The sequence below is a fragment of the Bacillus sp. XT-2 genome (genome assembly GCF_025696525.1).
GTDB classification, from domain to species: Bacteria; Bacillota; Bacilli; order Bacillales; family Bacillaceae; genus Bacillus; species Bacillus halotolerans.
In genome coordinates this window covers 483,190-504,424 of the sequence record NZ_JAHVOC010000001.1, presented here as the reverse complement: position 1 = coordinate 504,424, position 21,235 = coordinate 483,190, and the positions used below count along the sequence as shown (strand labels likewise).

Below are 21,235 nucleotides of genomic sequence, written 5' to 3'. Positions count from 1 at the left end.
ACTTTGACTTTCTAACCATTGAATCAGATTATGAAATATGTTCTTTTCAGCCAGCCCAAAAGCGGGCTGACTCAGAAAGAAACTTATTTTTTGTTTTGGTCGTCGTTTACTTCTTCGTATTCAGCGTCGACAACGTTGTCATCAGCTTTGCCTTCAGCGTTTGCTCCGTCTTGAGCTTGCTGTGCTTTAGCAGCTTCTTCATAAAGCTTCATAGAAAGCTCTTGAACGATTGCTTGAAGCTCATCTTTTTTCGCTTTGATCTCTTCAAATTCGTTTTTCTCAATCGCTGCTTTTAAGGCGTCTTTGGCATCGTTGGCTTTTTTCACTTGTTCTTCGTCCACTTTGCCTTCAAGATCTTTTAATGTTTTCTCAGTTTGGAAAACAAGCTGATCTGCTTCGTTGCGGACTTCGATTTCTTCTTTTTTCTTCGCATCAGCGTCAGCATTTTCTTCCGCTTCTTTTACCATGCGTTCGATCTCATCATCAGAAAGACCTGAAGAAGATTTGATTGTGATGTTTTGTTCTTTTCCTGTGCCTAAGTCTTTTGCTCTTACATTTACGATACCGTTTTTGTCAATATCGAAAGAAACTTCGATTTGAGGCACGCCGCGCGGTGCTGGCGGGATATCAGTAAGCTGGAAGCGGCCGAGTGTTTTGTTGTCGGCAGACATTGGGCGCTCACCTTGAAGAACATGTATATCAACAGCTGTTTGGTTATCAGCAGCAGTTGAGAACACTTGTGATTTGCTTGTCGGAATTGTTGTGTTGCGGTCGATCAGTTTTGTGAACACGCCGCCCATTGTTTCAATACCGAGAGAAAGCGGTGTAACGTCAAGAAGAACAACGTCTTTTACGTCACCAGTGATAACGCCGCCCTGAATTGCAGCACCAAGCGCTACAACTTCATCCGGGTTTACGCCTTTATGCGCTTCTTTTCCAGTTTCTTTTTTGATTGCTTCTTGTACGGCAGGAATACGAGTTGATCCGCCGACAAGGATGACTTTGTCGATTTCGCTTGCAGAAAGTCCTGCATCTTGAAGCGCTTGACGGACAGGGCCCATTGTGCGCTCTACTAAATGAGAAGAAAGCTCTTCGAATTTAGCGCGAGTTAATGTAAGTTCAAGGTGAAGCGGTCCTGCTTCTCCAGCTGTGATAAACGGTAAAGAAATTTGCGTAGAAGATACGCCGGAAAGATCTTTTTTCGCTTTCTCAGCTGCGTCTTTCAAACGCTGAAGCGCCATTTTGTCTTTTGACAGATCAATGCCGTTTTCTTTTTTGAATTCAGACACAAGATGATCGATGATGACTTGGTCAAAATCGTCTCCGCCCAGACGGTTGTCACCGGCAGTTGAACGAACTTCGAATACACCGTCGCCAAGTTCAAGGATGGAAACGTCGAATGTACCGCCGCCAAGGTCGTATACCAGGATTGTTTGATCTTCATCTGTTTTATCAAGTCCGTATGCAAGCGCTGCTGCAGTCGGCTCGTTGATGATACGTTCTACTTCAAGACCTGCGATTTTACCAGCGTCTTTTGTCGCTTGACGCTCAGCATCGTTAAAGTATGCAGGAACTGTGATAACTGCTTTTGATACTGTTTCGCCAAGATAGCTTTCAGCGTATGATTTAAGGTGTTGAAGGATGATAGCAGACACTTCTTGAGGAGTGTAATCTTTTCCTTCAATTTCAACTTTGTAATCTGTACCCATATGGCGTTTGACAGACATAATTGTGTTAGGGTTTGTGATAGATTGGCGTTTAGCCACTTCCCCTACTTGGCGTTCGCCATTTTTGAATGCGACAACTGATGGAGTTGTGCGGTTTCCTTCAGCGTTAGCAATAACTTTAGGCTCGCCGCCTTCAAGTACTGCCACACATGAGTTTGTTGTACCTAAGTCGATTCCGATAACTTTACTCACTTGAATAACCTCCTGCTATGTAATTATTGATTCACTTTTACCATGGAAGGGCGAATGACGCGATCCTTCAGCTTGTAGCCTTTTTGCATTTCCTCAACGACAATGTTGGAGCCGTAGTTTTCATCTTCAGCCTGCATAACGGCTTGGTGAAGGTTCGGATCAAATTCCTGTCCTACAGCTTCGATTGCTTCTACGCCTTCTTTATTCAAGGCTTCTACGAGCTGGCGGTGGACCATTTCCATTCCTTGGAGCAAACTTTTCGTCTGTTCATTGTCGGCTTCAACCTGAAGCGCTCTTTCAAAGCTGTCAAGAGCCGGCAGCAATTCAGTAACGATGTTTTGAGAACGGTATTTCTGTGACGCTTCCATTTCTAAGCGGCTGCGTCGTTTATAGTTTTCAAAGTCTGCTTGAACACGCAAAAGTTTGTTTTCCTTTTCCTCAAGCAAACCTTGCAATTCGTTAATTTGATTTTGAAGAAGTTCGCTTTCGTTTGTTTCTTCCTGCTGTTCTTCAGCGGCAGCTTGTTCTTCGATTACTTCTTGCTCTTCTGTTTCGTTTTGTTCCGCGGTTTGTTTTTCTTCTGACATTGTGTTCACCTCCCTCAAAAGTGTAAGGAGAAGGGCGGGTGATGCCCTTCGATAAAATTTGCCAAATTTCCCTTACTCATCATACAAACTTGTTAATGCTTTTGACAAGTCTGAAGTCACATGCTGAAGCAGACTGACGACCCGTGAATAATTCATACGGGTTGGTCCGATGATCGCAATTGAGCCTATTTGCTTCTTATCTACTGAATAAGAGGCTGTAATCAGGCTGCAGTTTTCCATCTCTTCATAGTCATTTTCTTTTCCGATTTTAATCGAAATGCCTGTATCTGAAGATTGGACGAGCTTCAAGACGTCCTGCTCCTTTTCGATTAGAGAAAGCAGCGACCGCACTCTGCCGATATCATGGAACTCGGGCTGGTTCAGCATATTGATTTTCCCGCCGAAAAACAATTTTTCAACGTGACTTGTCGAATGAAATGTTGACCGCAGCGCTTCAAGGATGTTGTCGTAGTTCTTAATGTGCTGCCTTAAGTACATGACAACTTCTTTAAAAATGCGTTCATTCAGTTCATCCATCGGCACACCGGTTAAACGGTCGTTCAATATATTTACCAGCTTTTCAATATCAGACAGATCCATTTTGGTTGGAAAATTAATCGTTTTATTTTCCACATGCCCCGTATTGGTTACGAGAATGGCTACCGCTTTATCGGGCTGAATCGGTATGATTTGAATCTGTTTAAGATAATTCTCGCTCAACTTCGGCCCGAGTACGATAGACGTATAATTCGTAAGATCGGACAAAATTTGTGCTGATTTTTGAACTGTCTTTTCCAGCTCGAATATTTTTTCTTTGAAGATCGAGTGGATTTGGTCTAGGTCGGTTTTTGTCAGTTTGACGGGCGACAGCAAATGATCAACATAATACCGGTACCCTTTTTCCGACGGAACACGTCCTGAGGAAGAGTGGGTTTTCTCAATAAAGCCCAGCTCCTCCAAGTCAGCCATCTCGTTTCTTATTGTTGCAGAGCTAAATGTGATTTCATCTTTTTTCGAAAGAGTTCTAGATCCGACCGGCTGCGCCGATTTAATAAAATCGTTGATTATGACCTGAAGGATCAGCAGCTGACGATTTGTTAACATCATCATCACCTCTGTTAGCACTCTCAACAAGCGAGTGCTAAATCTATAACAAAAGTATCAAACCACAAGAAAAATGTCAATTATAACTCACCCAAAAAAGCGCCAAAAACTTCATTACCCAATAATTTTCCCTGATGAGTCAAACAAACGGCAGACTCTGTGTTAAGAATCAGTCCCTTTTCAGAAAGCTCTTTTAAAACGCCGGGAAACAGTTTATCAAGAGAACGACCGTATTTCTCTTCAAACCGTTTTTTGCTGACTCCGGATGTTTTTCTTAATCCTAAAAACATCTCTTCTTCAATTTGTTCTTCCATCGTCACTTCATGTGTATCCCGGTAAGGAAAACCTTTTTCAGCTATCAGGTCAATGTAATGCTTAACAGGTCCGACGTTTACTGTTCGAATTCCGCCGATATACCCGTGGGCTCCTGCTCCGAAACCGAAATATTCCTCATTGCTCCAGTACGTCAGATTGTGCTGAGATTCCATGCCTTGTTTTGCAAAATTGCTGATTTCATATTGATGAATACCGGCAGCTTCCATCCGGCTCATCACCGTTTCGTACATTTCGGCTTCCTGTTCCTGCGCCGGCAGATGAAGCCGCCCTTTTTGCATCAAATTATAAAATACCGTTTTCGGTTCTACAATGAGAGAGTAAACGGAATAATGCTCTGCGTTCAGGGATAAAGCAGTTTTTAAAGAATGATCCAGATGTTTAAGCGTTTGTCCGGGAAGACCGAACATCAAATCGAGACTAATATTTTCAAAACCAATTTCCCTTGCACGTTCAAAAGAGGCAAATACGTCTTTTTGTTTATGCACCCGTCCGATTTTTTCTAGAAGGTCGTCTTCGAATGTTTGCACACCGAAGCTTAAACGATTAACGCCCGCTTCTTTGAGTATTTTCAATTTTTCTGCCGATAGGTCGTCCGGGTTCGCCTCAACAGCGAATTCTTTTAAAGAGTCTGAAGGCTTCAGCACACGGCTGACCATGTCCATCAATTTTTTGAGCTGGTCCTCAGAGAGGGATGTCGGCGTGCCTCCTCCGATAAAAATCGTATCCAAATCAGGCTGCCCCGTTTTTTCTATCGTATTTATTATTTCCTTCTCGAGTGCGTTTAAATACTCGCCGACGGGCTGGCTTTGAATAAAATATTTATTGAAATCGCAGTAGTGGCAAATATGCTCACAAAATGGAATATGGATATAAGCTGATTTCAATGTATTCACCTTCTTTACAGAAAGAAGCCGCAGTACAGGACTGCGGCGGCTTCTATTATTTTTTCGGACTGTCGTCCATTTTCAGGACCGCCATAAATGCTTCTTGCGGCACTTCAACTGAGCCGACCTGCTTCATTCGGCGTTTTCCTTCTTTTTGTTTTTCAAGAAGCTTCCGTTTCCGCGAGATGTCTCCGCCGTAACATTTAGCCAATACGTTTTTACGCATCGCTTTAATGGTAGAGCGGGCCACGATTTTTTGGCCGATCGCCGCTTGAATCGGTACTTCAAAGTGCTGGCGCGGAATGAGCTCTTTCAGTTTTTCTACAATTACTTTTCCGCGTTCGTACGCGTAATCGCGATGCACGATAAATGAAAGGGCGTCGATTTTTTCTCCGTTCAGCATAATGTCCATCTTGACAAGTTTAGACGGTTTGTAGCCGATCAGTTCGTAATCAAAGGACGCGTAGCCTTTTGTGCTTGATTTCAGCTGATCAAAAAACTCATAGACGATCTCCGCTAATGGCATGTCATAGACAATGCTGACACGATTTGCGTCTAAATATTGCATGTCGATAAAATTGCCCCGTTTTCCTTGGCAAAGCTCCATCACCGCACCGACATAATCGTTCGGCACCATCATTGTCGCTTTTACATACGGCTCCTCGATTCTTTCGATCTTTTGTGGGTCAGGCATGTTGGACGGGTTGTCGACAACAACCTTTTCGCCGTCTGTCATATACACATCATAGATAACACTCGGTGCCGTTGTGATCAGGTCGATTTTAAACTCACGCTCAATCCGCTCCTGGATGATTTCCATGTGAAGCATACCTAAAAATCCGCAGCGGAAACCGAATCCGAGCGCTTGGGATGTCTCTGCTTCATATTGAAGCGATGAGTCATTCAGTTCAAGCTTCTCAAGAGCTTCCCTTAAATCGTTGTATTTGGCCGTATCGATCGGATACAAACCGCAATACACCATCGGGTTCAGCTTGCGATATCCAGGCAACGCTTCGGCAGCCTGATTGGCCGCGCTTGTTATCGTGTCACCGACGCGTGTGTCACCGACATTTTTGATCGCAGCAGTTAAAAAGCCTACATCGCCGACGGTCAGTTCATCTGTCGGAGTTGCTTTCGGCGTGAACACACCGACTTCTGTCACTTCAAACTCTTTGCCGGTTGCCATCATTTTGATTTTTTGCCCCGGCTTTACCGTTCCTTCAACGACTCTGATATAAGCCACGACACCGCGGTAAGCGTCATAAAGCGAGTCGAAGATCAGCGCTTTAAGCGGCGCCTCTGGATCTCCGGTCGGAGCAGGCACCTTTTCTACGATCTGCTCTAATATCTCTTCAATCCCGATCCCGGCTTTTGCTGAAGCGAGCACGGCTTCCGATGCGTCAAGGCCGATGACATCCTCCACCTCTTGGCGAACTCGTTCCGGCTCTGCGCTTGGCAGATCGATTTTATTAATGACTGGAAGAATTTCAAGGTCATTATCAAGTGCCAAGTAAACGTTCGCAAGCGTCTGCGCTTCAATTCCTTGCGCCGCATCCACGACAAGTATCGCTCCTTCGCAGGCAGCAAGGCTTCGGGATACTTCATATGTGAAATCGACGTGTCCCGGTGTGTCAATCAGGTGGAAAATATATTCCTCTCCGTCTTTCGCTTTGTATTTAAGCTGAACAGAGTTTAATTTAATGGTAATGCCCCGTTCGCGTTCAAGATCCATAGAATCAAGCAATTGTTCTTTCATTTCTCGTTGAGTGATTGCCGACGTTTTTTCTAAAATTCGATCCGCTAAGGTCGATTTTCCGTGGTCAATATGGGCGATGATGGAGAAATTCCGAATTCTCGACTGCCTCTCTAAACGCTTTTCTTTATCTGTCACAATCTATCACTCCTACTATTAAACGCAAAATACACTAGCTTAGATTATATCAATAGGATTGTAAAGATTCAATGTAAAACAAGAAAGAGAAAAGTTCCCTCTCATACTGGGGCTGCTTTTCTCTTTCAAGCACTTATTTTCTCATATCCCGTATCCATTCATACATCGATTGGGCTGTGTTTGTCACTGTGTCAGAAAGCGTTTTTCCGGCTTTAGAGAAAACGTTAAAGGTTTCCACCTGTTCCAGCTCTTTTTGTTTTTCTTCTAAATCTTTCGAGGTTACTGTTTCCCCTAAAACGGTCGCTTCTTTTTCATTATTTTCTCCGTCTGTGAGCGTAAACGCGCCTTTCAGTGAAGGATCATGATAGCCTTTCATGCTCAGCATGCCGTTATTCGCCTGCTGCATGCCGAACAGGACGCCTATAAACATCATCGCCACAAGAAGCAAGCATTTGCCAAGATATGCAATCAACTCGACCACCTATTTCTTATTGTTTTTTCGTCTCGCCGCTTTCAGCGTTAACCTTTTCAGCATCCCAGTACATTTCGCTGAATACGTCAGCGGTTGCGTCAGCCGCCCGCTGCAGCTCTTCGAGATTGTTATCCACTCCGCCGAATTCAAGCAAAAGCGCTCTGTCGTTTAAGTCTTGGTTGTAAACTCCGTTATCGCCTGGTGAGCCTTTAGAAAAGACCCCTGTGCTGAGTCCCGGGTATTTTTTCTCCATCAGCTTGTGAAGCTCACTTGCAATTTTGTAGTTTTCTTCGAAATTCTTGCTTTTTTTGCCGACCACAAACGCCACCCGGGCATAGCTTTTCCCTTTAATGGTTGCCGTCGTATTTTTCTTGCGCCTGGAGTCTCTATGGATGTCAATGATATATTGCAGATTTTTATTTGACGCAAGGGCTTCCTGCACGACCGGCCTTGATTCATCATAGGATCTGGCATAATTCAACCCTTTTTTGCTCAGTTTTGCCTGTATATCCGTTTTATTAACTGTGGCTCCGATACCTTGAGATTGCAGCGCTTTTCCGAACATGTCTCCCACGAGGGTGACGTTTGCTTTAGAATGACGCGCCATATCGGGGTCGGTCTCACCTTTTAATAACGGGAGATAAGATTCTGTATTGTGCGTGTGATAGATAAAGACAACCTTCTTATCGCCGGTTGTTTGTTTTGGCGGGTCTTTTTTCGTATTGTCTGTTTGCGTCTGCTGTTTTTCAATCTCCGCCAAATTCGCTTCTCTTTCTTCCTGCATCACCTTTGAAGGCGGCGGGGATTCCGACGGCATGTTTGTATAATCGGTGCCTTGTCCCGCTAAAAGAATCTCTGTGTCAAATTGCGCAAACCCAGGCAGCTCACGTCCAAGAAAACTTCGCGGATCTTCGAGATTAATACTTGTCGCCAGCTTTAAAGAAAGACGTGATAGATGAAATGAGCTGTCGGTTTGAGAAAGGTCAGAAGCGAAATAATGGTTTTCCATCCGCAGCAAGTGTGCAAATACGTCACCCGGCAGTTCGTCGGCAATCCCGTAAAAAGAGTCAGACGAAGGCCTGAGTTCCGGCCGGAGAGACGTCAGCACACCAGATAAAACAAAAATCACTACTAGGCTTGCGATAAATAGAAAGATCGCCTTTATCGCTTTCCCGCCATTCACCGCAACAACAATTTGTCTGTTTCTGCGTTTATTTCTCATTGAATCCCTCCAGCGCTTGTCTAGTAATTACTCTATGAACAAGCTAGAGGAAGTAGAACCGTTTAGTGATTATAGGAGCCTTTGTTTTCTTGAGACACCTTTTCATGAAGCGCTGTATTTAATCCGTTTGCCAGCACATTTGCCATATCGTCAATAAATGAATCGACTTCCTTCGGCGTGACCATCAAATTATGGCCCAGAGGCGCCAGCACCTCATGAATGAGCTGCCGCTTTTCGTTTTCTTCAAGAGTCCCGACAATGCCGAGAAACGATTGACGCTGTTTTGGGTCGGGAAGATCCTCTTCAGTAAGCACTTTCTTTTTCCCAAACGTCATTCCCGCCGGAACAAGCGATCTCGACGGACTGTCATCTCTCATTTCTCTGCCAAAATGCTTTAATATGTAGTCAACCGTATCGCTGGCAATTGTTACCGCGTCAACGACTGTCGGTACACCGATTGCAATGACAGGTACGCCCAGGGTGTCCTTGCTCAAGTCTTTGCGTTTATTTCCAACGCCTGACCCCGGGTGAATTCCTGTATCTGATATTTGAATGGTTGTGTTGACCCTTTCTACCGCACGCGCCGCAAGTGCATCAATGGCAATCACAAAATCAGGTTTTGACTGTTCGATTACCCCTTTAATAATGTCGCTTGTTTCGATGCCTGTAATTCCCATGACACCAGGAGCAAATGCGCTGACAGGCCTGTAGCCCTCCTGCACATTTTCAGGCTGGAGTTTAAATAAATGTCTTGTCACCAATAGATTTTCTACAGCCATCGGACCGAGCGCATCAGGTGTCACGTTCCAGTTGCCGAGGCCGACAATTAAACAGCTCGCATCCTTTGAGATCTTAAGGCTTTCCAAAAAAGCTGAGAATTCTTCCGCAAATACAGCAGATACTTTCTCTTGCATTTCCGAGTCATTTTCTCTGATTCCTTGAGCCTCAATCGTTAAATAACGTCCTTCTTTTTTTCCTGAAAGCTCAGCGCCTTCCTTCGTGATATCAACAGTGCGGATTTTTATTCCGCCATGATCGCGTTCTTTTTCGATAAAACCTTTTATCTCTTTTGCAGGCACAGCCTGCTGATTAGCCATGGCTTCCTTCGTTTCAACCGCTAAATCCGTACGTACCAAATACTGATTTACATCCAGCTCACTCTTTTTCATACAGGGCCTCCTTCGATATTCAGTATCCATATTGTTTCCATTTATAAAATGAATCATGCTTAAAAGCATTCCTTCAATGAAAAATACTTTACATTTATATTGCAATCTAAAGGTGTGTTTGATAGAATACAATTTGTTCTATTGTGAAGAAGATTTAACCTTAAGACACTGTGCTACAGGTTGTATCTTAGGAGGTGAAACACATGCCAAACATTAAATCAGCGATTAAACGTACAAAAACTAATAACGAACGCCGCGCTCATAACGCGACAATCAAATCTGCTATGCGTACTGCAATCAAACAAGTTGAAGCTTCTGTTGCAAACAACGAAGCTGACAAAGCGAAAACTGCTCTTACTGAAGCAGCTAAACGTATTGATAAAGCAGTGAAAACAGGTCTTGTACACAAAAATGCCGCAGCTCGATACAAATCAAGACTAGCGAAAAAAGTGAACGGACTTTCTGCATAAAACAAAAACGATCCTCAATGATGAGGATCGTTTTTTTCATTTCTTTTTAACAGCTGCAAGAGAAAAAGCTCTAGTAAAAGCTGCTTGTCCTTTTTCCCGGTTTTCATCTCATAGTCCATAACGGCAAGCTGTTCAACAATAGACCGAAGCTCGGCTTCTGAAAAAAGTCTCGCTTGATCCATCGCCAGCTTTACCCGGAATGGATGCACCTTTAAATTAGAGGCAATCTGTTTTTGGCCGTACCCTTGTTCCGCGAAATATTTCGTCTGCAGGATCAGCCGGAACTGGTTCGATATAAGAGCCATAATTTTGATCGGTTCTTCATTTTGTTTGAGCAAATCATAAAAAATTTGCAGACTCTCAGTTCGTTTCCGATTGACGATTTTATTAATCAGTTCAAAGATATTTTGTTCCAGGCTTCTCGCCACAAGCATTTTCACATCATCCAGCGTAATTTCTTCACGGTCTCCAATAAACGTGCAGAGTTTCTGAATCTCCTGAAAAAGAGATGACAGATGCCCGTTTACAAGCAAAACCAAATGCTCTGCCGCCTCGGTGCCGATCGTTTTCTGCTCGGTTCTCGCCAGATTGATCGTAAAGTCTGTCGTTTCCTTCGCGTTTAATTCCTTTGCCTCCATCATGAACGCCTGCTTTTTTAGCGCTTTGGTCAGTTTTTTCCGCTCATCCAGTTTTTCATAAGGCGCAAGCAGAACAAAGACCGTATATGGTGCCGGTGATTGTATATACGATTCAAGCGCACTGACGTTGTGCTCAACTTTTTCTTTCTTTTTCTCACCCGTTAAAAAATATGGATTTTTCACAATGACAAGGCGCCGCTCCCCCATAAACGGGAACGTTTCAGCGTCGGCAATCGCCTGATCAAGCGGGTCTTCCTCCAAATCAAAAACAGACAGGTTGAAATCTTTCGTCTCTTGATCAATCACCGTGTGTCTGATCCTGCTGACGGTTTCCTGGAGCAGATACGTCTCTTTTCCGTATAAACAATAAACCGGATGGACTTCTCCTTTTTTCAGGCTTTTCCACACATCAAATACCATTGTTGTACGACTTCCTCTCTTTCATCATCCCCTTCTATCCTAAATTGTGTTTGCAAAATAGTAAAGAGGAAGCCTGACAGCTGCTTCCCCATTTATATTAAACGCCCGTTCGCAAGCCCCCGGGACAGCTTGTAAAAAGGCGATAATCACCAGAACAGAAAACGTTACCTTAGCTTCTAGATTTTTCAAAACGATTCCATTATACTTAAGTCAGTCAGGGGGGATGAAATTGAATGATTTTGAAAAAAACGTTCAAAGCAAACGAAATGATGCTGTAGATTCAGCGGTTGGTTTTGTTGTGTCCTTCGGATTTTTCGCCTTATTGTTTGTCATGGCAACGGTTATTCACCTGGTTGGTTCATAACGCGACTGCCCGGGCTGCTGATTTCTCGGCAGTCTTTTTTAATTCGTCTCTGTCATATCTGATGTATCATATGGAGGATAAACAGAAAAGGTTCCAGATCCGCTTTTGTACGTGTATTGGATCGTGCCGCTTTGATCAGTGCGCAGCACACGAATGGATCGGCTCTTTAACAATTGAAGAACTTCTTGATGCGGATGATGGTACCTATTGTTTTCACCCGCTGAGATGACCGCCGTTTTGGGCTGAAGCTGTTTGATGAATTCTTCACCGGTCGAGCCCTTGCTTCCATGATGCCCCACCTTTAACACATCCGCTTTTATATTTGGGAACACATCGATAACCTCCTGTTCCCCCTCTTTTTCCAGATCACCCGTCAGGAGCCAGCTGATCCTGCCTGTTTTCATCCATAGAACGAGAGAAGAATTATTTTTACTTGCCGGATCAGGCGTTTCCGGTGACAGCACATGAAACTGTAAGTCCTTTATTTGCAATACATCACCCCGCTTCACCTCTTCAATTGCCACACCCTCCTGTCTGGCAGTCCGCAGCACTTTCTCATCATGAGATTCAGAAACAAACCCTTTCGGAATGATGAGACGCTTCACTTTATGATGCTTCAGCAAAACCTCTGCCTCTCCGATATGATCTTGATCTGCGTGCGTCAGTATCAGCGCATCAAGCTGCTTGATGCCCTTTGCCGTTAAAAAAGGGATCAGCACCTTTTCCCCCAGTGAAAAAGGATGCTGTTTTTCCCGCCAAGGCTCTGACGAATAAGACAAAGTGCCTCCCGTATCAATTAAAACACGGCCTTTCTGATACGGTGCACTGACAAACATACTGTCACCTTGTCCGATATCAATCATATCTACTTCTCCCTCGGAACTAACATAAGGGGAAACAAAGAGCAGGATAAGCGTTGCACAAAAAAGGCCTGTGGACACTGTCAGCCGGGGAAATGAGGGTTTCTCAATACTCATAAGCAATATGATGACAGTGAGCGTGAATAAGAGAAGAAGAGCAGGTGCAGGGCGAGAGATGATGATTGTGAATATTTCTATATCAGCGATTTTAGTGATCAGTCTGTTGATCCAGGTCATCATTACATCAAACCAATAGAACAGAAATTGACCGACGGATGCTGAAAAAAATAATAGAATAACTCCTATAATAGCAGCCGGTAAAATACAGAATGTATAAAAAGGCACCAACACCATATTCATTGGAATGCTAATGATAGAAAACTGCTGAAAATGATACAGAAGAATGGGTAGTGAGCCTAGCTGGGCAATAACAGATACAATCGTCAGCTGTCCCAGACTCGTTTTGATATGCTGAAAAATAGACGATGAGAGAATTAAAGAAAAACTGACCGCAAATGAAAGCTGAAATCCAGCTTCAAAAAGGTAGTAGGGATTAAAAAGCAAGAGGACAATATACGAAAGACAGATTACCCCGGCAGAATTCACCCGCTGCTGAAAAAGGCTTCCCGCTAAGTAGATGCCGGACATCAGAGCGGCTCGGAGAACAGAAGGCGCTGCACCTGTCAAAATAACATAGATCGGCAGAAACAAAAGCAATAGGATTGACGCATTTTCTCTTGTTATGCCCAGACGGATCATTGCATAAAATAGGCCTGCTGTCAAAATCCCGATATGGAGTCCTGAGATGGCTAACAGATGGACAACACCTAGACTTTGGTAAGCATTAAGCACATCGTCATCTAAATAAGATCTTTCACCTACTGTAAGCGCCTGTACGATTCCTGCTGAATCTGGCGGAAGCTGTGTGTTCGTGAATGATACGATGTATTTTCTCAAACTGAGAAGCTTATACCGGACACCTGAAGGCTCGCTGCAATTTCCAATAGATGTGACAGAATAGCTCCAATGAATACGCTGCCGGTAAAGATACTGTTGATAATCAAATGTTCCCGGCACTGTTGCTTGTTTTGGCTTCTCCAAAGTACCAGTCAATTCGCATGCCATACCCGGCTCTAGATGTGACAGTTTGTCTTTTTCAGCTAAAGACTGAATCCGATAAGAGGCAGCCCATTTTTCGCCATCGGGCGTCTTGATCAGCATAGACATCCGATCCCCGTCAATTTTAGGAATACTATGAATAACCGCCTTGAAGTGATAGCTGCCCTGCTGATACGAAGAAGTATTTTGAGAATCTGTGATCTTAAACAGGGCAAAATTGAGTACAAAAGAGAATAAACAAACAAAAATGAGTGGAGCGTGCCTTGTTTTGGTTGACACAATAAGAAGAGAGAGGAAGAAGAGAAAGACAGCGGAGAAATAAGAGGCGGCAGCAATTCCAGCCGTTGCTGAAGCTGCCGCCAAAGGCAATAATAGACGCGAATTCCGCATCAATCACACATAACTCGTAAAAAGTTTATTAGCCTGTTCATGTATTTTCTTCAAATCTTCCTCTGCAAGACCGGCATCCGCTAATTTTTCTAAAAGCCCCGCTACAAATGAAAGCTTTTCTCTGTTTTTCAGATCAACGATCATTTCATCGAGTTCAACCTGTTCAACCGTAACGCCTGATTGCTCAAATAGCTCCTGGGCATACGGATGTGTTTTATAATCCTCAGCGTAATATACTGTTTTGATACCGGCTTGAATGATAGACTTACAGCATTGAATACACGGATAGTGCGTGACATATATCTCCGCTCCATCTGTCGGCACTCCAAATTTAGAGCATTGAAGTATCGCATTCATTTCCGCGTGAATCGTTCTCGCGCAATGATCGTCTATCATTAAGCATCCTTCGTCCGCGCAATGTACGCCGCCTGCGATTGATCCGTTATAGCCTCCTGCAATCATGCGTTTATCTCTGACAATGGTAGCGCCGACAGACAATCTCGGGCAGGTGCTGCGCAGTGCCAGTAAATGGCTTTGAGCCATAAAATATTGGTTCCATGAAATTCGTTCCACGTCGTTCCCTCCAAATGTTGTGTTGCCTGTTCTTTAGTTTACCTATCATCATGCATGACCGTCAATTCACTTTACTGTAATGGAAGACTTTATTTTTTCAAAAGATTTTTCGCCAATTCCCGAAACCTTTGTGATATCTTCGATTGTCTGGAAACGCCCGTTCTCTTCCCGATACGCAATAATCGCTTCGGCTTTTGAAGGTCCTACTCCCGAAATGTTTTGTAAATCCTCTAATGTTGCTGTATTGATATTGACCAATGTCTCCTTCCCCTTACTGCTTTGTACAGCGCCGCCGGCCGCTTGCTGTGCCGCCTCTTCTCCCTTACTCGGTATATACACCACTGTACCGTCCTGTAAAAGTTCCGCCAAATTCACTTGCGTTTCATCTGCTTTTTCACCAATGCCGCCTGCTTTCTCAATAGCCTGCGATACTCTGTCTCCCGTATGCATTTCATAAACGCCGGGATGCTTAACAGCGCCTTTTATATCGATTACAATATTTTCTTCCGCTTTGTCTTTTGTTGCTTCCTGCTTGACCTCCTCATTTTCCTTTTCACTAGATACAACTTGTTTTACAGGCTCTTTGTTATTTCCGCTGAAAAAAAAGAGGCAAAGAACTGCAATGAGAACAGCAGCAGAGCCAACTGACATGATTATCGTTTTATGTTGATTCAACCAATTCAACTTGCATGCGCCCCGCTTTCGTCATATTTTGTTTCTTTATCACATATGGTTTAGAGGATAATAGCTCAAAGGAGGGGAAATCATTGAAGATTGGCTTTATCGGCACTGGAAATATGGGTACGATCCTTATAGAATCATTTATTGAATCACAAGCAGCCGATCCCTCAAACATCACAATCACAAACCGCACAATTGAAAAAGCGTTGAAGATAAAAAACCGCTACAACAGCTTAAACGTAACAGAGAGCCTTGAAAAGCTTGTTGCAGAAAATGAGATCATTTTCATCTGTGTAAAGCCGCTTGATATATATCCATTATTGTCAAGGGCAGTCCCTTATTTAACAAAGGATCACATTCTCATTTCAATTACAAGCCCGCTTCAGACTGATCAGCTGGAACAGTATGTGCCATGTCAAGTGGCACGAGTTATCCCGAGTATTACAAACCGGGCGCTTGCTGGCGTTTCTCTTGTCACCTTCGGTAAAAGCTGCGGGGAGGCAGCAAAAACAAAAATCAACGAGCTGATGAAGCACATTTCTAATCCGCTGCAAATTGAAAGTGACATCACAAGAGTAGCGTCAGATATCGTAAGCTGCGGACCCGCTTTTATGAGCTATCTGATTCAGCGGTTTATAGATGCAGCCGTTACGGAGACGTCAGTGTCTAAACAGGACGCTGTTCTCATGTGTAAAGAAATGCTTGTCGGGCTGGGAAAACTGTTAGAAACCGAATTGTATACCCTTCCTGCATTACAGGAAAAGGTTTGCGTAAAAGGCGGCGTGACAGGAGAAGGCATTAAAGCACTCGAAAGCGGTGTACAGGATATGTTTCATCGGGTGTTTCAAAATACGCATTTGAAGTACGAAGAGGATATTTCCGCGGTGAAGAAGCAGTTTCATGTGTAAACGAGTATGTCATAGCCGTCTGTTGTATGCAAAAGGGTAAAAAGGCATTTTAAAAACCATCGTCTTAGTAAACGATGGTTTTTGATTTCTGTGCTTTAAAGAACAGGCGCTCAGATTGTGGTGACGGCGCTGAATCGGTAAAATCAGCGGTAACCTTATGAAGCTGAAAGCCGCAGCTTGCCAGCATTTCTTCGTATTCATCCACTCGGAACGTTCTTTGCTCATGTGTTTCGTCGAGGCGGTCGTACGCCTCTCCGTTCCAAACAAAAAACGACATATCATGAATGGCGGAAAGCTCTTCACTTCCGGCAAAGCTTTGCCAAATATAGCTGATATCTTCGTCCTGATCAGCAAACGTGCTCCCAGGAAAAACCTCGGTTATTTTATATGGTGAATGAACATCAAACAGCAATATGCCGTCCGGCTTCAGCACCTGAAATACACTTTTAAAGGTATTCATTACGTCATTTTTCGTTTTTAAATAGTTCAAGGAGTCACAGCAGATCACAACCGCGTCAAACTGGCCTTCAAATCCGGTAATCTCTCTCATGTCCTGCTGAAGGAAAAGAATCGGCTGTTTAGCTGGTACTTTTTGCTGGGCGTAAGAAAGCATTTCTTCACTGAGATCAATCCCGGTGACTTCAAAGCCTTTTTCGGCAAGCCGGATTGAAATTTCTCCGGTGCCGCATGCCAAATCGAGAATACGGCCTTTTTCCGGTAGAGATGCTTCAATCCACTTTGTCCATTTGTCGTAAGGTGCGTGAGACATTAACTCGTCATACACGCTTGCAAAGCCTTGGTAAATCATTGGTTCAATCCAAGTTCCAGGTCTGCGAGCGGAGCGTCTCCCCACAGTTTTTCTAGGTTGTAATAGCTTCTTTCATCCTTATGAAACACATGGGCAATGACATCCCCAAGGTCAACTAATACCCATCTTGCTTCATCGAAGCCTTCCATCTTTTTGACTTCAATGCCGTTTTCTTCAGCCTGGTCCTTGATTTCACGCGCAATGGCCTGCACTTGTTTGTCTGAATTACCGTGGCAGATCAGAAAATAATCCGCAACCAGAGAAATTCCTTCCATATCCAGTGCTAAAATATCCTCTGCCCGCTTATCGTCGCAAGCCGCAGCTGCAATCTTTAAAATGGACGTTTGATTCATTCACATATTCCTCCTGTTCATTTGCCAGACACAAGCCAGTTATAAGTTAAACATGTATCTGGGAAAACCTGTTGATTTTTTTTCATTAGAAAAATCATTGTATTTTTGATCGACTGAATCAACGCTTGATTCAAATCCGTTTCTGCAAGTTCACGCACCTCATCGACACCGGGAAATTTACGGCCTGGTTCAATATAATCAGCAACGTAAATGACTTTTTCCAAAAGCGTCATGCCCGGACGCCCAGAGGTATGATATCTGATCGCGTCAAGAATATCTTCGTCATGAATTCCCGCTTCTCTCTGGACTAGGTAAGCGCCGACCGGAGCATGCCACAGTTCCGGGTTGTGATCCAACAGATGCGCGGGCATTTTTTCTCTGGCTATAATTTGTTTCATTTCTTCTTTCGGGCGGAATTTGGCGTAATCATGAAAGATAGCCGCCGTTTCCGCTTTTTTGGAGTCGGCGCCAAAGCGCTCCGCAAGTTCAATCGCCGTGTTCATTACGCCAATTGTATGGATATATCGGTGCTCGGTCAATTGCTGCTTGACGCAGGCAAGTGCCTTCTCACGATTCATATAAACCATTCTCCTCTACATACTTCTTCACTTTATCAGGGATTAAGTAGTCAGTGGGCTTCTTGCTTTTAAACCGTTCCCTTATCATAGTCGATGATACCTCAAACTCCGGAACGTCTGCAAAGAGAAGCGGATAAGGGGTTTCAACATGAAAACCGGGGCGCTTTACTCCGATAAATTGAATAAGGTTCAGCAGCTCGTCCAGCTTATACCATTTCGGCAGGTATTCAATCATGTCAGCACCGATAATAAAGAAAAGCTGATCATTCGGATATCGCTGCTTTAGTAAAGAAACGGTATCAAAGGTATATGACGGCCCTTCTCTTTCCATTTCAGCCAGCTGCAGCTTAAAGGATGGATTAGACTGAATAGCAAGCTTCAGCATTTCCACCCGATGAGTGCTGTCTGTATAGTCTTCATCCTGTTTATGCGGAGGAATTTGATTGGGCATAAACCAAATTTCGTCGAGCTCCGCCTGATACAGCACCTCATTCGCCATTAAAAGGTGACCGTTATGCGGAGGATCAAACGTGCCTCCGAAAATTCCGATTTTCTTCATTTCAACCACCTTAAGGAAGCTCGATTTGTTTATTTTCCTTTGATTCCTTATATAAAACAATCGTATTGCCGATCATCTGAACCAACTGTGCGCGGCTTCCTTTTACAAGAGCTTCCGCAACATCATTTTTATCGTCTTCGCAGTTTTGAAGAACGCTGATTTTAATCAGCTCTCTCGCTTCAAGCGCTTCAGAAATTTGTTTAATCATGTTGTCATTGACTCCGCCCTTTCCTACTTGAAAAATCGGGCTTAAATGGTGCGCTTTTGAACGCAAGAAACGTTTTTGTTTTCCTGTTAACATTATTTCCCTCCTAATTTCCCTACTACAATAGATCTCATTTTTTCAACATCAGGCTCATGTCCCGTCCACAAGCGGAAAGACAATGCCGCCTGCTCAACAAACATGCCGACTCCATCCAGTGTTTTCAGACCTTTTTGCTTTGCTTCTTTTAATAGTGAAGTCTGAATCGGATTATACACGATATCGCAAACAACCGCACTGCTTGCAGCACGCTGCAATGAAAGCGGAATATCTTCCACGTTTGGATACATGCCTACAGATGTTGTATGGATAATTACATCATACTGCTCAAGCCGTTCTTCTGCTTCTTTTATGCTTAACACTTCTACATTGCGGAACGAGGGAGCAGATTCTGCGAGCTGTTTGGCTTTTTCTATCGTTCGGTTGCAAATATCAAACTTTTCCGGATTGTCGCGGACGATCGTTGTAAAAATCGCTCTGGCTGCCCCGCCCGCGCCGATCATTAAGAAAGACAGTTCGGAGACTGGTTTGTCCAAAATTCTCATTAAAGATTTCACAAAGCCTTCTCCGTCTGTATTATATCCGACAAGCTTGTCTCCTTCTCTTCTGACAGTGTTAACGGCACCAAGCACTTTTGCGCTCTCATCAATATGATCGAGATGATCCATGATGGAAACCTTGTGCGGAACAGTCACATTGATGCCTTGTACACCAAGAGCTCTTATCCCTTTTACCGCATCTTCCAGACGATTCTCTTCCACCTTAAATGCATGGTAGTGTCCGTCCAAACCAAGATCCTTCAAAGCCGCGTTATGGATATCCGGCGACATGGAATGCGCAATCGGATTTCCGATAACCCCGTACAGCTTCTTCATACTCCTCTCCCCTTTTTGTTAAATTAATGAGCGCCGAACAAATACGTGAACGCCTTTTGGCGCATAAGCCGTTATTTTTTTATTCGCGTCATGCACCGTTACCCAGCCTAACCCAGAGAAAACGATATCTGTCTTTTGCTCTTTCATCGTAAACGTATGGGCAACCAGCTCTGGAAACTCATCCATATCATCTTTTCCCGGCGGTGTGAGCAATTCTCCTGCGTGCTTTTCATAAAGCGCGTCTGCATTTTCCAGTTTCGTTCTGTGAATCATTAATTCATTCGGCATATAGCAGACAAAGGCAGCTCTTTCACCTGAAACATAATCAAACCTTGCCAGTCCGCCGAAATACAGCGTTTGCTGATCGTTTAGCTGGAATGTGCGCGGCTTCAGTTCCTTTTTGGGCGAGAGTACTTTTAAATCCTTTTTGTTTACATAGTGCGCCATTTGATGGTGATTGATGATTCCCGGTGTATCATAAAGCGCAGAGCCGTCATCTAGCGGAATTTCAATAGCATCAAGAGTTGTGCCCGGGAATTGGGATGTCGTGATAATGTTGTCTTCACCTGACACTTCTTTAATAATCCGGTTAATGAACGTTGATTTCCCTACATTGGTACAGCCGACAACGTAAACATCCTTACCGTTACGGTAATGCTCAATCGCATCAATGACTTCTCTGATTCCCTGGCCGCGTCCCGCACTGACCAAAAATACGTCAATCGGTTTTAAGCCAAGCTCTTTCGCCTCGCGCTTCATCCACTGGATCAGCCGTTCTCTTTTGAGCGATTTAGGCAGAATATCTGCCTTGTTTCCGACTAACAATATAGGATTGCCTCCGACTAAGCGCTGCAATCCATTAATCCAGCTGCCGTTAAAATCGAAAATATCAACAATTTTAACAACGAGAGAATCCGTTTCTCCAATTCCATGAAGGATGTTTAAAAAGTCATCATCCGTTAAGGAAACGTCTTGTATTTCATTGTAGTTTTTCAGTCTGAAGCAGCGCTGGCAAATCACACTTTCTTTAGAAAGCGAAGCCGGCGGAGCGTATCCCAGACCATTTTTGTCTTCGGTTTGGATTGTGACTCCGCAGCCGATACAAACAACCTTTTCCATTCTTACTCCTCCCACTGAATGTGCCCTTTTCGTTTGAGAGCACTCAGTATTCTGCGTTCGACCTGGCGGTTAAAGCGCGTAATAAAGCCATCCGAGGAAGCGACAGGCACGACCAGGATCGTATGGTAGCCGTTACGGTTCCCGCCGAGTACATCAGTCAGCAGCTGGTCTCCGATGACAACACAGTCCTCTTTTTTCAGCTCCATATTACGCACTGCTCTATTAAAAGCTTTGCCCATCGGTTTTCTTGCTTTATAGATGAATGGTATGCCGAGCGGTTCCGAGAAAAGTTTTACTCTTCGCTCATTATTATTAGAGACAATCGTCACTTTAATGCCGTGCTCTTTCATTTCTTCAAACCACTCGATCAATCGCGGTGTCGCGTTTGGTCTGTCCCATTCAACAAGTGTATTATCCAGGTCAGTGATAATTCCTTTTACATTTCGTTCCTTTAATTTTTCAGGTGTAATATGAAAAATATTTTTAACAAACTCGTCAGGTAAAAAAAACTTTTTTAACAAAACCCGCACCCTTCCCTTTTCTTTCTCTTAAAATTCATGTCGAAAAAAATCGAACTTGCGCTTAAAGAAAAACTGAGCAAAAAAATTTCGACAAAAATTGGGTTTCTTCACCAGGTGTGGATAAATTTACACACACTATCCACTCTTATTACA

General features: G+C 43.7%; 24 protein-coding genes. 3 read left to right on the top strand and 21 right to left on the bottom strand.

Features of this window, described 5'->3' with window-relative positions; genetic code table 11:
* Nucleotides 1–83: 83 nt before the first annotated feature.
* From dnaK to gpr, 8 genes are all read right to left on the bottom strand, one after another.
* The gene (gene dnaK, locus KXD37_RS02690; protein ID WP_024122102.1) at nucleotides 84–1,919 is read right to left on the bottom strand and encodes a molecular chaperone DnaK; all 1,836 of its coding nucleotides are present in this window, start codon (nucleotides 1,917–1,919) and stop codon (nucleotides 84–86) included.
* A 23-nt stretch (nucleotides 1,920–1,942) separates the two neighbouring features.
* Nucleotides 1,943–2,506, bottom strand: a complete 564-nt coding sequence (gene grpE / locus KXD37_RS02685) for a nucleotide exchange factor GrpE (RefSeq protein ID WP_024122103.1) — start codon at nucleotides 2,504–2,506, stop codon at nucleotides 1,943–1,945.
* A 72-nt stretch (nucleotides 2,507–2,578) separates the two neighbouring features.
* On the bottom strand, nucleotides 2,579–3,610 hold the full coding sequence (gene hrcA, locus KXD37_RS02680) for a heat-inducible transcriptional repressor HrcA (RefSeq protein ID WP_095713313.1): 1,032 nt from the start codon (nucleotides 3,608–3,610) through the stop codon (nucleotides 2,579–2,581).
* A gap of 80 nt (nucleotides 3,611–3,690) precedes the next feature.
* On the bottom strand, nucleotides 3,691–4,830 hold the full coding sequence (gene hemW / locus KXD37_RS02675; protein WP_024122105.1) for a radical SAM family heme chaperone HemW: 1,140 nt from the start codon (nucleotides 4,828–4,830) through the stop codon (nucleotides 3,691–3,693).
* A gap of 55 nt (nucleotides 4,831–4,885) precedes the next feature.
* Nucleotides 4,886–6,721, bottom strand: a complete 1,836-nt coding sequence (lepA, locus tag KXD37_RS02670; protein ID WP_044154493.1) for a translation elongation factor 4 — start codon at nucleotides 6,719–6,721, stop codon at nucleotides 4,886–4,888.
* Nucleotides 6,722–6,854: 133 nt separating this feature from the next.
* The gene (locus KXD37_RS02665) at nucleotides 6,855–7,193 is read right to left on the bottom strand and encodes a YqxA family protein (protein ID WP_024122107.1); all 339 of its coding nucleotides are present in this window, start codon (nucleotides 7,191–7,193) and stop codon (nucleotides 6,855–6,857) included.
* Between the two features lie 16 nt (nucleotides 7,194–7,209).
* On the bottom strand, nucleotides 7,210–8,415 hold the full coding sequence (gene spoIIP / locus KXD37_RS02660) for a spore autolysin SpoIIP (RefSeq protein WP_095713315.1): 1,206 nt from the start codon (nucleotides 8,413–8,415) through the stop codon (nucleotides 7,210–7,212).
* A gap of 62 nt (nucleotides 8,416–8,477) precedes the next feature.
* Nucleotides 8,478–9,584: a GPR endopeptidase gene (gene gpr, locus KXD37_RS02655; RefSeq protein WP_044154490.1), complete on the bottom strand. Its 1,107-nt coding sequence runs from the start codon at nucleotides 9,582–9,584 to the stop codon at nucleotides 8,478–8,480.
* A 203-nt stretch (nucleotides 9,585–9,787) separates the two neighbouring features.
* On the opposite strand from gpr, the gene rpsT reads away from it, so the two are divergent.
* Nucleotides 9,788–10,054, top strand: a complete 267-nt coding sequence (rpsT, locus tag KXD37_RS02650) for a 30S ribosomal protein S20 (RefSeq protein WP_010335003.1) — start codon at nucleotides 9,788–9,790, stop codon at nucleotides 10,052–10,054.
* Between the two features lie 14 nt (nucleotides 10,055–10,068).
* Here the strand turns inward: rpsT and holA are convergent, their stop codons facing one another.
* Together holA and KXD37_RS02640 are read right to left on the bottom strand one after the other, a co-directional pair.
* Nucleotides 10,069–11,112 (bottom strand): DNA polymerase III subunit delta, encoded by a 1,044-nt coding sequence (gene holA / locus KXD37_RS02645; RefSeq protein WP_151175155.1) that lies wholly within the window; start codon nucleotides 11,110–11,112, stop codon nucleotides 10,069–10,071.
* A gap of 39 nt (nucleotides 11,113–11,151) precedes the next feature.
* The gene (locus KXD37_RS02640; RefSeq protein WP_151175156.1) at nucleotides 11,152–11,301 is read right to left on the bottom strand and encodes a hypothetical protein; all 150 of its coding nucleotides are present in this window, start codon (nucleotides 11,299–11,301) and stop codon (nucleotides 11,152–11,154) included.
* Between the two features lie 40 nt (nucleotides 11,302–11,341).
* Here KXD37_RS02640 and KXD37_RS02635 point away from each other — a divergent pair, with 40 nt between their 5' ends.
* Entirely contained in the window at nucleotides 11,342–11,476 is a 135-nt protein-coding gene (locus KXD37_RS02635) for a YqzM family protein (RefSeq protein ID WP_010335005.1), read from the top strand.
* A 38-nt stretch (nucleotides 11,477–11,514) separates the two neighbouring features.
* Here the strand turns inward: KXD37_RS02635 and KXD37_RS02630 are convergent, their stop codons facing one another.
* From KXD37_RS02630 to KXD37_RS02620, 3 genes are all read right to left on the bottom strand, one after another.
* Nucleotides 11,515–13,845, bottom strand: coding sequence for a DNA internalization-related competence protein ComEC/Rec2 (locus KXD37_RS02630; protein ID WP_263463396.1), 2,331 nt, complete (start codon nucleotides 13,843–13,845; stop codon nucleotides 11,515–11,517).
* Nucleotides 13,846–13,848: 3 nt separating this feature from the next.
* Entirely contained in the window at nucleotides 13,849–14,418 is a 570-nt protein-coding gene (locus tag KXD37_RS02625) for a ComE operon protein 2 (RefSeq protein ID WP_010335007.1), read from the bottom strand.
* 66 nt (nucleotides 14,419–14,484) lie between these two features.
* Nucleotides 14,485–15,102 (bottom strand): helix-hairpin-helix domain-containing protein, encoded by a 618-nt coding sequence (locus tag KXD37_RS02620; RefSeq protein WP_151175157.1) that lies wholly within the window; start codon nucleotides 15,100–15,102, stop codon nucleotides 14,485–14,487.
* An 83-nt stretch (nucleotides 15,103–15,185) separates the two neighbouring features.
* Between KXD37_RS02620 and comER the strand changes: the two genes are divergently transcribed.
* Entirely contained in the window at nucleotides 15,186–16,007 is an 822-nt protein-coding gene (comER, locus tag KXD37_RS02615; protein ID WP_101864554.1) for a late competence protein ComER, read from the top strand.
* A 64-nt stretch (nucleotides 16,008–16,071) separates the two neighbouring features.
* Here the strand turns inward: comER and KXD37_RS02610 are convergent, their stop codons facing one another.
* The 8 genes from KXD37_RS02610 to KXD37_RS02575 are packed head-to-tail and all read right to left on the bottom strand — an operon-like array spanning nucleotide 16,072 to nucleotide 21,082.
* The gene (locus tag KXD37_RS02610) at nucleotides 16,072–16,815 is read right to left on the bottom strand and encodes a class I SAM-dependent DNA methyltransferase (RefSeq protein ID WP_106020124.1); all 744 of its coding nucleotides are present in this window, start codon (nucleotides 16,813–16,815) and stop codon (nucleotides 16,072–16,074) included.
* Entirely contained in the window at nucleotides 16,812–17,168 is a 357-nt protein-coding gene (gene rsfS, locus KXD37_RS02605) for a ribosome silencing factor (RefSeq protein WP_044154484.1), read from the bottom strand. Before rsfS ends, KXD37_RS02610 begins: the two co-directional genes overlap by 4 nt.
* Nucleotides 17,169–17,185: 17 nt before the next feature.
* The gene (gene yqeK / locus KXD37_RS02600; RefSeq protein ID WP_106020125.1) at nucleotides 17,186–17,746 is read right to left on the bottom strand and encodes a bis(5'-nucleosyl)-tetraphosphatase (symmetrical) YqeK; all 561 of its coding nucleotides are present in this window, start codon (nucleotides 17,744–17,746) and stop codon (nucleotides 17,186–17,188) included.
* Entirely contained in the window at nucleotides 17,736–18,305 is a 570-nt protein-coding gene (locus tag KXD37_RS02595; RefSeq protein ID WP_010335014.1) for a nicotinate-nucleotide adenylyltransferase, read from the bottom strand. The genes yqeK and KXD37_RS02595 overlap by 11 nt, the downstream gene beginning before the upstream one ends.
* Before the next feature lie 10 nt (nucleotides 18,306–18,315).
* On the bottom strand, nucleotides 18,316–18,606 hold the full coding sequence (gene yhbY, locus KXD37_RS02590) for a ribosome assembly RNA-binding protein YhbY (protein ID WP_106020126.1): 291 nt from the start codon (nucleotides 18,604–18,606) through the stop codon (nucleotides 18,316–18,318).
* Nucleotides 18,606–19,442, bottom strand: coding sequence for a shikimate dehydrogenase (gene aroE / locus KXD37_RS02585; RefSeq protein WP_038954228.1), 837 nt, complete (start codon nucleotides 19,440–19,442; stop codon nucleotides 18,606–18,608). The genes yhbY and aroE overlap by 1 nt, the downstream gene beginning before the upstream one ends.
* A gap of 18 nt (nucleotides 19,443–19,460) precedes the next feature.
* Nucleotides 19,461–20,561 (bottom strand): ribosome biogenesis GTPase YqeH, encoded by a 1,101-nt coding sequence (gene yqeH, locus KXD37_RS02580; RefSeq protein WP_024122119.1) that lies wholly within the window; start codon nucleotides 20,559–20,561, stop codon nucleotides 19,461–19,463.
* 2 nt (nucleotides 20,562–20,563) lie between these two features.
* Nucleotides 20,564–21,082 carry a YqeG family HAD IIIA-type phosphatase gene (locus tag KXD37_RS02575; protein ID WP_003226126.1) on the bottom strand — a complete coding sequence of 173 codons (519 nt, stop codon included), beginning with the start codon at nucleotides 21,080–21,082 and terminating at the stop codon, nucleotides 20,564–20,566.
* Nucleotides 21,083–21,235: the final 153 nt, after the last annotated feature.

Bases quoted from the DNA above. Each gene is read 5' to 3' on its own strand.
- KXD37_RS02595 (WP_010335014.1), bottom strand. From the start codon at position 18,305: ATGAAGAAAATCGGAATTTTCGGAGGCACGTTTGATCCTCCGCATAAC.
- yqeH (WP_024122119.1), bottom strand. From the start codon at position 20,561: ATGGAAAAGGTTGTTTGTATCGGCTGCGGAGTCACAATCCAAACCGAA.
- rpsT (WP_010335003.1), top strand. From the start codon at position 9,788: ATGCCAAACATTAAATCAGCGATTAAACGTACAAAAACTAATAACGAA.
- yqeK (WP_106020125.1), bottom strand. From the start codon at position 17,746: ATGAATCGTGAGAAGGCACTTGCCTGCGTCAAGCAGCAATTGACCGAG.
- grpE (WP_024122103.1), bottom strand. From the start codon at position 2,506: ATGTCAGAAGAAAAACAAACCGCGGAACAAAACGAAACAGAAGAGCAA.
- spoIIP (WP_095713315.1), bottom strand. From the start codon at position 8,415: ATGAGAAATAAACGCAGAAACAGACAAATTGTTGTTGCGGTGAATGGC.
- KXD37_RS02610 (WP_106020124.1), bottom strand. From the start codon at position 16,815: ATGATTTACCAAGGCTTTGCAAGCGTGTATGACGAGTTAATGTCTCAC.
- hrcA (WP_095713313.1), bottom strand. From the start codon at position 3,610: ATGTTAACAAATCGTCAGCTGCTGATCCTTCAGGTCATAATCAACGAT.
- KXD37_RS02630 (WP_263463396.1), bottom strand. From the start codon at position 13,845: ATGCGGAATTCGCGTCTATTATTGCCTTTGGCGGCAGCTTCAGCAACG.
- yhbY (WP_106020126.1), bottom strand. From the start codon at position 18,606: ATGTTAACAGGAAAACAAAAACGTTTCTTGCGTTCAAAAGCGCACCAT.
- gpr (WP_044154490.1), bottom strand. From the start codon at position 9,584: ATGAAAAAGAGTGAGCTGGATGTAAATCAGTATTTGGTACGTACGGAT.
- aroE (WP_038954228.1), bottom strand. From the start codon at position 19,442: ATGAAGAAGCTGTACGGGGTTATCGGAAATCCGATTGCGCATTCCATG.
- rsfS (WP_044154484.1), bottom strand. From the start codon at position 17,168: ATGAATCAAACGTCCATTTTAAAGATTGCAGCTGCGGCTTGCGACGAT.
- holA (WP_151175155.1), bottom strand. From the start codon at position 11,112: ATGGTATTTGATGTGTGGAAAAGCCTGAAAAAAGGAGAAGTCCATCCG.